This window comes from Bradyrhizobium sp., from assembly GCF_030693485.1.
In the GTDB taxonomy this organism is placed as follows: domain Bacteria; phylum Pseudomonadota; class Alphaproteobacteria; order Rhizobiales; family Xanthobacteraceae; genus Bradyrhizobium.
In genome coordinates, this window is sequence record NZ_JAUYAN010000115.1 from 1 (window position 1) to 10,747 (window position 10,747).

Annotated in this window: 11 protein-coding genes; 2 read left to right on the plus strand and 9 right to left on the minus strand. The window is 61.7% G+C overall.

Going from position 1 to position 10,747, the window contains the following annotated elements; all coding sequences use genetic code 11:
• Positions 1–2,005 (minus strand): hypothetical protein (locus tag Q8N40_RS08435; RefSeq protein ID WP_305711501.1); only part of this gene is annotated, 2,005 nt, incomplete at its 3' end.
• A 102-nt stretch (positions 2,006–2,107) separates the two neighbouring features.
• Here Q8N40_RS08435 and Q8N40_RS08440 point away from each other — a divergent pair.
• A complete protein-coding gene (locus Q8N40_RS08440) occupies positions 2,108–2,428 on the plus strand; it encodes a hypothetical protein (RefSeq protein WP_305322635.1) in 321 nt (106 codons plus the stop codon).
• A gap of 242 nt (positions 2,429–2,670) precedes the next feature.
• Here Q8N40_RS08440 and Q8N40_RS08445 read toward each other — a convergent pair whose 3' ends face one another.
• The 3 genes from Q8N40_RS08445 to Q8N40_RS08455 all read right to left on the minus strand — a co-directional run bounded on the left by Q8N40_RS08445 (position 2,671) and on the right by Q8N40_RS08455 (position 5,831).
• Positions 2,671–4,065: a hypothetical protein gene (locus Q8N40_RS08445; protein WP_305711502.1), complete on the minus strand. Its 1,395-nt coding sequence runs from the start codon at positions 4,063–4,065 to the stop codon at positions 2,671–2,673.
• Positions 4,062–4,643: a hypothetical protein gene (locus Q8N40_RS08450; protein WP_305711503.1), complete on the minus strand. Its 582-nt coding sequence runs from the start codon at positions 4,641–4,643 to the stop codon at positions 4,062–4,064. Before Q8N40_RS08450 ends, Q8N40_RS08445 begins: the two co-directional genes overlap by 4 nt.
• 120 nt (positions 4,644–4,763) lie before the next feature.
• Positions 4,764–5,831, minus strand: coding sequence for a hypothetical protein (locus Q8N40_RS08455; protein WP_305711504.1), 1,068 nt, complete (start codon positions 5,829–5,831; stop codon positions 4,764–4,766).
• 133 nt (positions 5,832–5,964) lie between these two features.
• On the opposite strand from Q8N40_RS08455, the gene Q8N40_RS08460 reads away from it, so the two are divergent.
• Complete coding sequence (locus tag Q8N40_RS08460; RefSeq protein WP_305711505.1) at positions 5,965–6,348, plus strand: hypothetical protein; 384 nt, start codon at positions 5,965–5,967, stop codon at positions 6,346–6,348.
• A 39-nt stretch (positions 6,349–6,387) separates the two neighbouring features.
• Here Q8N40_RS08460 and Q8N40_RS08465 read toward each other — a convergent pair whose 3' ends face one another.
• From Q8N40_RS08465 to Q8N40_RS08485, 5 genes are all read right to left on the minus strand, one after another.
• Entirely contained in the window at positions 6,388–6,897 is a 510-nt protein-coding gene (locus tag Q8N40_RS08465; protein ID WP_305711506.1) for a lysozyme inhibitor LprI family protein, read from the minus strand.
• Positions 6,894–7,292, minus strand: a complete 399-nt coding sequence (locus Q8N40_RS08470; RefSeq protein WP_305711507.1) for a hypothetical protein — start codon at positions 7,290–7,292, stop codon at positions 6,894–6,896. The genes Q8N40_RS08465 and Q8N40_RS08470 overlap by 4 nt, the downstream gene beginning before the upstream one ends.
• A 381-nt stretch (positions 7,293–7,673) precedes the next feature.
• A complete protein-coding gene (locus Q8N40_RS08475) occupies positions 7,674–8,486 on the minus strand; it encodes a nickel-binding protein (protein ID WP_305711508.1) in 813 nt (270 codons plus the stop codon).
• Between the two features lie 643 nt (positions 8,487–9,129).
• On the minus strand, positions 9,130–9,360 hold the full coding sequence (locus tag Q8N40_RS08480) for a hypothetical protein (protein ID WP_305322709.1): 231 nt from the start codon (positions 9,358–9,360) through the stop codon (positions 9,130–9,132).
• Positions 9,361–10,352: 992 nt separating this feature from the next.
• Entirely contained in the window at positions 10,353–10,592 is a 240-nt protein-coding gene (locus Q8N40_RS08485) for a hypothetical protein (protein ID WP_305711509.1), read from the minus strand.
• Positions 10,593–10,747 lie beyond the last annotated feature (155 nt).

Genomic DNA, 10,747 nt, shown 5'->3' on the forward strand with positions numbered 1-10,747 from the left:
TGTCCAGCGTGTCGACGCCCTTCTGCGCCTGAGCGATCGCCTCGAACGGATCGCCGCGGCGCAAATTGCCGGTCACCTTCTCGTGGAACTGCTGCGCCAGCCCCTGCGGATCGGCGAGGGTCACCCGCTGCGGCGGAGGCGGCACTTTGCCCTCCGCGATATCCTTGGCCTTGGCGGCGATGTCCTTCAGTTCGGCGATCCCGGTGGTGCCGGTACCGCCAGCCTCGCCACCGGGAAGGTTGGCGCGCTGGCCGCTGCGCAGGTCGGCGATCTGGTCGGAATAGTCGCGGCCGGCCTCGCGGAAGGCGCGGTCGGTCGGGGTATGGCCGTGCTGCTCGGCCCACCACGCCTTCTGCTGCGCCGGGTCCATGCCCCCAGGGCATTTTGTCTTGTCGAAAAAGGTCAGTTCGGCGAAGGCGTCGTTGGAATGCTGCTCCCATTTCGTCTTCGGCACCTCGACCCACTTGCCGTCAGCGTTCTGGGTCAATACCCGGAAGTCGCGGTCGGTGTTGATGGGATTGGCGGTCTTGCCAGGGGTGCGGAAGTCGTGGACGACCAGCTTCTTGTCGGCCAGTTCGGGACTCGATTGGCGCAGCCGCTCCAGCATCATCTGGTCGTGCGGCTTGTAGACCTCGTTGCGCAGCGTGTTGTTGAAGGCCTCCTGGGTCGACAGCGAGCCGCTTTGCTTGAGCGCCCGCACCTGATGCGGGTTCTTCTGCACCTCCAGCACGTCAGTCAATGAAGCGCGCAGCCGGCCGGAGCCGTCGACATGGACGCCCTGGTCCAGTGTGCCGAGAGTCTTGCGCATCTTCTCGACCAGGTCGGTGGCGACCCTGGAGCGCCGGCTCGCCTGCGCCAGCAGATCGGCGCCGCTCTCCGCGATCCCGGCGACCGCGTTCTTGCCGGCGCGCCAGGCTTCGCCGGCATAGCCTGCGCCGTAATGGATGGCCTTGCCGAACAGGACGTCGGTGACCGCCGATTTGACCCCCGCGGTCGCGATGTCGAGCACGCCGCCGCCGGCGCGCGCCGCGTCGCGCATCGCCAGTGAACTGCCGACCGCCGAACTGGCCCAGCCTTTTGTCAGGATTGCATCGAGCGCCGCCGCTCCGCTCTGCAGCAGCGTGTCCTGCGCGGCGTCCTTGTAGGTATAGGTCGGAGTGTAGCCCGGACGCATCTGGTTGCCGATCACGTCGGCCAGCGGCAGCAGGCCCTCGAGACCCCTGCGATAGTCGTTACCGGCGGGCGTCGTCAGCAGGCGGTCGCTGAGTTCGTCGAACAGGCCGGAACGGGACTCGTCGAGCATGGCATCGACGCCTTCGCGGCCACGCTGATCGCCGAGCGCGCCCAACAGTTCGTCGCGCGCCTTGAAGTAGGTCCGCATCTCCGCGCCCTTGCGGCGGGTTTCGGCGATCTTGCGCTGGAGTTCGGCGACATCTTCATCCGGCCGCTGCATGTCGGCGAGGTCGCTGCGATCCTTCTCGGCGAGTGTCGCCCGGCTCGCCATGTCCTGCTCGTAGGTCTTGCGCTCGACATAGCCGCCGGAGAACGAACTCCACACCTCGCCGCGCGCGTTGACGTCGCCGTCGTGCGGCAGCGGCGGCGGGGCCGGCGGTGTCTCGCCCCCTGACCGCACAAAGCCTCCGCGCTCCGCCGAATAGATCTCACCACCCTCGTTGCGCGCGCCGTCGACGGGATCGAAGATCGCCACACCATTCTTCTGGCTGTACTTCCAGCCCAGCGCCTCGTACTTGCGCTTCCACGCCTCGAACGGGTCCTCCGGAAGATGGCCACGCAGAAGTTCGCTGCCGGCATCGAACGCATCGCGACGACTGACGCCCGCCGTCTGCAGCATCAGCAGCGAAGCAAGCGCGGCAAGGCCTCCGGTGATGGCGATTGCGCCGCCGGTCTCGACCGCCGACCAGATATCATCGAAGTCGATCGGCTGCTGGCTGGAGTCAGCGGATTGATTGGGATCGGTCTGCTGACCGGGCGGGGACTGATCCACTCCCGGTTTTCCGGTTTTCGTCCCCTCGGCTCGCATCCCCGGAGGCAGGCCAGGCCGGTCGATGGTGTACCCCAGCGAAACATAGTACCGGCGTACCGCCGCGTGCCATTGCAGGACGATCGCGAGAAGCTCGGCGTCGGTCGGCAGCGGCTCGACGATTTCGGGCTTCGGGCCTCGGCCACCATATTTCAGGACCGGATGGCCGTTGATGAAGATGTGGGTGTGTATGGCACCATCGATAATCTTGTATTCAAATCTGTTGTATCGCTCGTTGTCGGTGGAATGCTCCTCCAGCAATATGTCGATACTTCCCTGTTGGAAGCGCCGACACTTGTATCTCTCGTACTGTTTGGACAAAGACACGCATTGTTCGTGTTCTTGCGCCAACAGATTCTTGGCCCAAAAATTATGCTCCAAGATTGATGGGAATACCGCGACACTAGTCTTTGTATCGCTTTTCGATCGGCGCAGGCCTTCGGGATACGGCTTGACGTAATGGCTGGGCTTGTCCCGATTGGCATCCTGCTCGAACAGGAATCCGGGCGGCGCAAATTCGGCCGGAATCGGTTTGTAGCCGTAGTCCAGTGCAGCGGCCGTTTCGATACGAAAGCCCCAGGCGAGCAGCGCCAGAAGCAGAAAAAATCCCCTTCTCCACCTCATCGCGCTCACTCCGCGAAGCCGATGGTCTCGAGGACATGGGTAGGGATGTTGCTGCTGGCGGCGTAGCGCGCTTGCGGCGCGCCGAAGGTGACGAAGTAGAAGACCTGGCCGGCGTCGATGATGGCGGCATCCTCGCGCAGCAGATCGGGCGAATCCGAACCGGAAAACTGCATCGAGAACACGATGGCCGGCCGCAAGGCAATCTGCGTCGTGCGTTCGCTGAGCAGACGATAGTTGTCGGCGCCTTTGGACAGCCGGGTCTTGATGATCTTCGCCTCGCTCGCCAGCGTTGCCTTGGCGCCTCGGCGTTCGGCCCGGAATGTGACGTGGAGGACATCGTCGCCGGTTGCTTCCGGCCCCTGAAACCCGATCACGTTGGTTTCCGGCATGTCGGATTTCGTCCAGTTAGCCGGCACTTCCGCCGATACGCCGGCCTTCCCGCCATAGCCGGGAATACGCATTCCAAGCGCGATGGAATCGATGCGCTGCCACGCTGGCTTGCTTGCCTCTGGCGGTTTCGCTTCGGGCTTCTTCGCCTCCGGCGGCTTTGTTGCGGACTTCTGGGCTTGAGGCGGAACCGGCGAGCCGGCCGCATTGGCGGCGGCCTTTTCGGGAATCGCGGGATCGACGCGGAAACTCTTGACCATTCGCGCGACCACCGGCTCGAACGCCGCGGCAGCCGTTTTCGGATAGGCGATTTCGAGCCGATGGACCATTGCCAAGCCCTCGCTCAGCACCACCCGGCGCACGATGTTCTCGGCGTCCTTGGTGGCAATGACCTCGTACCAGTCCGCGCCATTCTGTTTCACGGCAGCGGCATCGCCGATGTCGAGCACGTCCTCGGCCTGTAACTCCTCGACCGAGAAATTCATGGCATTGGCATGGCTGTAGACATGAAAGCGGGCACCGGCGGTTGCCGCGGTGAAGCCGCGCCCGGCATTGTCCGGCGGCGGCGGCTGGATCGCAAACAGGTCGGCGGGATAGTCGATCATCACGCCATATCGGGTGTTGGTATAGCCTTCCCACCGGCTCGCCTTGATCGCCGTCGTGGCAGGGCGCGCCGGCGGCGCGGCCATGGTGGCGGGCGGGGTCGCGGTGGGGGCAGCCCTGGGTGGCGCAACGGCGGTCGATGACTTCGGCGGCGACGACGGGGCTTGCGGTCCAATCATGATCAGCACGGCTGCGAGAATTGCACCGCCGACCACGAGAGCCGCGACAAGGATGGCGCGCGACTTGCCGAAGCTCGAAACCGGCGGCGCCAACGGCGTTGTCGGAGCAGCCTGCTTTGCCTCCACAACGGCTGCCGGCGGGTTCGAATCGACCACGGCGGCGCCGCATTTGGTGCAGAACTTCCCGTCGGCCGCCAGTTGGGCGCCGCACCCCGTGCAGAACGCGCTCAACGTCGCTCTCCCGGTACTGAAACAGCACCGTGCAACAGCCGACGGGCGCGGGCATATCGCGCCAGCAGTCCAAGACTGTTGCCGACGGCGAGGCCCATGCCGAGAAACGAAACCAGCGCCACGGCGTAGGGTGTTTGCCTGCCCGCCAGCGTCGCGGCCTGCGTCATCAGCAGGGACAACGCCCAGACCGCCAGAAACCAGATGTTGCCGCGCGCCCGTATCGCTTCGCCGTCGATGAACAGCAGGTTGGTCAGCGACCAGCCGACCCCGACCATCGCACCAGCAGCGACGGCGAGCCCGATCGCCGCCACCGAAAGCGGAGCGCCGGCCAGCGCGAAGAAGATCCAGGTGCAGAGCACGCTGACGATCGCACCGATCGCCAGCGACCAGGGCGACAGTTTTCGCGCCTTGCGGAAGGTCAGCAGCATCGTGACGATCGACAGCGCGAACAGCGCCATGCCGATCAGTCCGACGACGCGGAACAGCAGGGCGCCGGAGGGATCGAGGACCAGAAGGATGAACGCGGCGACCAGCATGACGACGGTCATGAGCAGCCAGCGCAGCCAACGTGAAGACATCGATAATGACACGCCGCGATCCTCCGGCCCGGAATGGCGGGAGCGACCCTAGATCTTGGCCGCTTCGCCGCCTTGTCCTAGGTCAAAGTCCCGAGTCCGCTCGGCGACGGACGCGTTCGTTCACGGCTTCCACAAGTCGAAGTATTGCGGATCGTCGACCGGCATGAAGTCGGTCCCCGGCCACTCCCGGAGATCGACGAGCTGCGGCGGCGCGCCGATCAAATAGCCGAGTTCGGCGATGGAATCGCTGGCGCAGAAGCCATTGCCCCACCCAACCCGCCAGCCGTCATGACGCTGGCGCATCCAGAATTGCGCGACAGCGGTGGTCCGATTCTGTTCGCAGGGGCCGACGGCCTCGTCCCATTCTGCCCTGCCGATCGGCACTCCGTTCGGGCGCTGCGGATGGACCACCACCCAGGCAAAGCCGGCGGCGGCGCGCAGGGTCTCGACCTTGAACTCGACCGGTTTGCCGAATGCCTTCTCGAAGGTCGGACGCAGGCCATCAAGGATCGCCTTGCGCTCCGGCGAGCCGGATGGCGGGGTTGCGACATCCTTTTGCGCGATCTTCGGCGGCGCCGGCAGCGGCGGCGGATTGACGATCAACTCCAGCTGCTCGCCGGTCCACAATTCGTCGTTCGAGCATGGCTCGAACCCGGGATCGCCTCGGTTCGCGAGCGCGGTCCACAATTTGTTGTGCGGGCCCCACTGGAAATAGATCTGCATCTCGATCGGCCGCTTGCGCCCGGGGCAGCGCTTTGCAGCCAGAGCCATCGCGTCGCCATCGACCGGCAACACCCGGAACTGCAGCAGCGCCCGGCCGAACCCGGCCCACACCACGCGGCGGTTCACGATCTCATAACGTTCGAGATCGAAACGCTTGTCCTTGTTCCAGCCGTAGCCGCCGAGCCAGGTCTCGATCAGCGCCTGCGACGAAGGGTTACTTTCGCCCGACCGCTGCGGTGGCTTGTTCGGCAGCGTGATGACTTCGCGCGCCGTGTCTGCCTGTGCCAATCGCATGGCGCCAGCCGGCACCGGGGATCGATGCGTCTCGCCAGCGGTCGGCGCCGCTGCGGCACACTCCAGGCCGGGCAGAGCGACCGCCGCCGCAACCCCAACCAGGATCGCCGACAATTTCCAGACGCTAATCGTTCCCATCGTGCTGCCCAGGATGACCGTCTTGTGTGACATGACGCTAGACGAGAGCGGTCGGTCTTGATCCTGATCAACGGGCCGGGGTCCCCGGTGCTGTTGACTAAGGTGTGGTTCATCGAGGTCATGTCGGATGCCGGAAGTTCTTGCCAGGCGCGAACTGCTTGACGATTTGGCGAAGAAGGCCAGAGCCCTGGGGCTTGCCGTCCACGAGGACGAAGAGCAGCAGGGGTGCAGCGGAGAGGTCGAATCGATTGGGGCGAAGTGGTGGTTCGGCGGCCGCAAGGTCACCTATCGAATGTCGTGTCGCCTGACGGAGTCTGACCGGACGGTGCATTTTCGTGAGGCCGCCGTCGAGCGCAGCTGGGGCATTCCACCGCCGACACTGACGGTCGAGACCACGACCACCAGCGGCTGGAAACGCGACGAGAAGCGCACCGATGTCTCGGTCGGAGGCGGCGGTTCGCTGAATTATGGACAGGTGCGCAACGCGCTGGAGCAGGTTGCGGCTGCGGCCGGCTGGAATTTCCATCTTGAAGGCGGCCGCATGCCGTAACGGGCAAGACGTTTGTCGTGGATGATGAGCCGAATCGTCCTATTTCAGATCGTCGCGATAGCGGTGCTTCAGCGTCTGTTCCCGCGAAATGGTTTCATCCAGCACGCAAACCAGACGAAATTGCGCGGCGCCAAAACCCAACCCCGCGTGATTGGCGGCGAAGGATTTGCAGTCGTCGTCGCGCAACTGGAGCCACTTCATCTGCGTCGCCTCGAACAGCTTCCTGTTCTCGTCGCGCTTTGGCTTCTCCAGCATGTCATTGGCCTGCATCGCGGCGGCGATCCTGCCCACCAGTGTGGTGAGGCCGGCTTCGGATTTCTCAAGGGCGTTTTGCAGGCAGTCGACCCAGGCATTGGTTTGCCTGATTTTCTGGGGGTCACAGAGCCTGTGCGAGGGGCTAGGCGGTTCCGCCGCCGCGCCCGACGAAGGACAGCTGATCAGGAGAGCGAGAAGCAATGCGGCAAAGGCGAGCATGCGTTTTCCTGGTTCGTTTGGCGACGTGACCAATGAGGCGGAGGTGCTGTAACATGCTTTGATGCGGATGTTCATTCGAGTTGCATCCAATTTTCCGCCATGAAGCCACGACCATCGATCTCCACGATCTGTCCCATGATGCGCGCTTCGCGGCCGACGCATTTCCAGTCGTAGACGGTGGCGTGACCGGTCGCGCTCATGGGCACGCCGACAGAGTCGGGGTTCTGTTCACAGAACCTTTCCGCTCGCGGTGATTTGCGGCTGACGTCGGCCTTCCCGCAGGTCAGATTCGCTCCGTAGTTGCAGAGCCAGGCCGCGCTGTTCATGCAGCGAACCGAGGTCGTCGCCTTGACACGGGAAGCGACCATGTCAGCCGGAACATCGAACATCCGCCGCGCGTTCGGCAGCAGGGCCCGAGGAACCGGTTGGACACGGTCATCGTTGCCGACCTTTGCGCAATAGCTCTGCATGTCCTCCGCAAAGGCTGGTGAGGAGTTTAGCAGACGGATCTACGGTTCAGTCTACGGTGCTCTTCTGGTCATCAGTCCACCCACCCCGCAGTATGGCCACTCAGCTTTTCGTTAACCAAAATTCGGCATAACAGAGCCATGCTGGATTCGAGATACCGCGTGCAGGACTGGACAGCTGCTGAGGCCGACCGACTCACGCTTCTTGCGAAAAGAAAAGTCAGCGCCGCGCGCGTGGCCCGATTTACTTGGGCGTCGAATCGGCTCTGTACGGCGGCAAGCTAAGGTTCTCGGCGTCCTACTCTACAAGAAGTAGGGTCGCCTGCGGTTCGCAACCTTCTTCTTCAAACGCCAGTCACGATACGTCGTCGGTAGTCGCGACAGTTAACGCCATTCGATATCGTACACGTCAACGGGCTGCAGAAAGCCTTTGAGATGGCAAGGACCAATGCTTGTGACATGCAAATGATCCCGGATGCAATCCTGAACGGCACTGGATACAAGAATGGCATCGGGCTCGGCTAACTGGCACAAACGAGCAGCGAGTTGAACGGTCGCACCAAAAAGGTCATTGCTGTCCGCGATCGGTTCTCCGACGTCAATACCAATTCGTACCTGAAGCTTCTCCTTGCTTGCCAAATTGAAGGCTTCAAACGCTTGCTGAATGGCGCGGGCGCAGTGCACGGAGGCGGCCGCGTCGGCGAAGGATGCCATGATGCCGTCCCCAGTGTGCTTCACCACATGCCCATCCTTGTCCTTCAATGCGCGGCGAACCATCGCGTCATGTGCCCGAACCATTTCGACAGATCGAGCATCGCCAAGACGCTCTGTCATGCTGGTAGAGCCAACGATGTCAGTGAACATAATGGCCCGCAGGGCCGAGTCGATTGTGACGTTGCGCGCCTCACCGCTCGGTTCCGGATCAGACACTCTCCCCAGAAACGCCTGCTCGGCTGACAGGTCCACTTCGATCACGTCCTTCGCCACTTCGCCGTGAGCTTCGTCATGAACCCGCATCGCGGTTTTGATATCCGGTGCGTCAATGAGGCAAAAACCCGTTCCGCGCGATTCATCAAACCAATACGTCAAGAAACGAACTCCGTATTGATCTTGGACTTCCAGGTCTTTTCGATGCGCCTCGGCGATATCGGAAGCTGTCAGGCCCGAGAGATCGTGTCGATCGAGGAAAATTGGCACTGGCGTTGCTCCACTCGTTTTCAGAAGGATGCGATTGAATCTGCACTGGCAGGCTGTTTCGCTGAAAGCGCCGCCTAATGTAACAGCTTGGCAAAGCTTTGAAAGTGCAGGAGACCGATCCGGAACAGTTCCTTCGGCCTTATGTCTGCGGATCACTTCAGGAATCATGCATCGCAACAACCAGCACGGTACCTGAACTACTGTTCAGGAAACTATTGTTCGCAAACGGAGACAAACTTGGAACGGTGGAGTTTTCGAAACGTTGACTGCGTTCATCCACCAATGGAGGAGAAGTCACATGCCAAGGAAATTCCTGATCGTAGCCGGCACTATACTGTTCGCTTCGTCTGCGTTCGCGCAGTCGCCGAACACGAAGAGCGCACCTGGCCAACAGATGCAGAAAGCGCAGGAAACCGGTAAGGCTTCCACAGGTCCGGGCGCTTCGGAATATGCACCGGGTCACAAGATGCAGGACGCCAGGGGGAAGGGACAGAAATCAACCGGACCGGGTGCCTCTGAATACGCGCCGGGCCAGACAACGACGGGCTCTTCCACGACGACCAGGAAGAAGTAGGCTCGATCTTCGAGGCAAAAGGAAATGGCTTGGCAACGGCGCCGAGCCATTTTTCGCAGGGTCGGGCAGTCAGTCGGGCTGACTGGATTCCCCATCCTGAAATCTTGATAGAGCGGTTTCGACGATGCTGATTTCTTCCTGAAGGTCGGTTGTGATCCAATCGAGGTTGAAACCTGAAGAAGCAGCGCTCATCCGGTTCTCCATCAGGAGGCGCCTGCGGTGGTCCCGTATTTCTTCCAAGGCTTTTCGATTCTTGAGTGTCGAATAGCCCGCGACGATATGTTCGATCGCCTTGGTCATAGAACTCACTCCACCCAACTATCGCCTGCTCGCCATTGAGGCCAAGCTTTCCGAGAAGCGCGCGGCGCTGAAGGTTCTTCCCTGGAAATCAAAGAAAGAACCGCATGATTCAGACCCGGATTCCTTACGGATGAACGCGAACTCACCCCGGTTACCTATTATTCCTGAGTTTATAGCTGTCAGTCGTCAAGTCAACGGGATCCAGCGGAGTTGAATTTTGCGTTTTCAATATCGAGGCACCGAGTTGACTACGTAATTATCCCGATACAGAACAGATGCCGGAATCCGCGCGCTCGTTGGCATACCGGAGTTCTCGGCTGCGGCGGCGGGTTAATGCTCGCCCAGTCGGCAATCAAGCAGCCGTCTGGCTATCAAATCCGCACCGGTTCAGGGCGAGCCCCTTGAAGGCGCGCCGGTGACCTCAAGACGTCGGTCGCCGCCGAAGAACGACGAGAGCCCCGCAGGCGTTATGCTGGACAGAAATCCAAGAGGATGGTTGCGCGCGCGAAGCAACCAACGGAACAAAAGCGCCAACATTCTGAGCCAGGAATCCTGGCATTTGGGGGAGACGATTCACGTTCCAGGGATTTCTGAAATTGAATGCTGATTTATCCCGACGAGAGATTTCGCGTTTCGTTTGCCGGTCTTCCAGCCTTGGACTATCCAGTATGTCTATGGCCTGCGACGCGTCGTTCTATTGGCCGTCACCGGTTACGGCATTCAAGCAGTCGACAGGGCAGCGGCGCCGCTTTGAGCCTGGGCAGCGGTCGAGAATACGAGGACCGTACCAGAGCAGTTAGCAATTTGAGTTCTCCCGATGCAAGACATTATAACCGGGAGCAACAGGCAATACGCGCTGCGTCCACCAAAACTTACTCCGAACGCACATCGGTCGCGCGAAAAAAATTGCACAGGGAACGAATTGCAGACAGGGAAATTGTGGTAACAGGCCGCAGCTTCGCGGCCCGGAGGAACCAACCATGAGACGAATTTTACTGATCGCAGCCGCGATAGCGGTATCGGCGCTGACGATGGCGATACCAGCTTCCGCGCGATTGGGAATCGCCCCCGCCAGCACCATGGTCGCGGATGACGATGCCGCTATTCAGATCAAGGGCGGTCGTGGTCGCGGCCACGGCAAAATGCACCGCGGCGGGCGCGGACATCATTATGGCTGGAGCAGGGGCCGTGGTCATCAACACGGATGGAGCCGCGGCAAACATCGCGGTCACCGACACTACTGATACCCCGGGCTTCTTCCGGTCTCGGTCATCTTCCCCGGACGCATGAGATCGGGAGCATGGTGAAAGGAACTGGTCGCACTGCGGTGCGACCGGTTCCTTTCGCTGTCGGGCCGTGTCTAGCTCAGCCCCATTTCGACCGCTAT

Bases quoted from the DNA above. Each gene is read 5' to 3' on its own strand.
- Q8N40_RS08470 (WP_305711507.1), bottom strand. From the start codon at position 7,292: ATGCAGAGCTATTGCGCAAAGGTCGGCAACGATGACCGTGTCCAACCG.
- Q8N40_RS08450 (WP_305711503.1), bottom strand. From the start codon at position 4,643: ATGTCTTCACGTTGGCTGCGCTGGCTGCTCATGACCGTCGTCATGCTG.
- Q8N40_RS08480 (WP_305322709.1), bottom strand. From the start codon at position 9,360: ATGACCAAGGCGATCGAACATATCGTCGCGGGCTATTCGACACTCAAG.
- Q8N40_RS08455 (WP_305711504.1), bottom strand. From the start codon at position 5,831: ATGTCACACAAGACGGTCATCCTGGGCAGCACGATGGGAACGATTAGC.
- Q8N40_RS08465 (WP_305711506.1), bottom strand. From the start codon at position 6,897: ATGAACATCCGCATCAAAGCATGTTACAGCACCTCCGCCTCATTGGTC.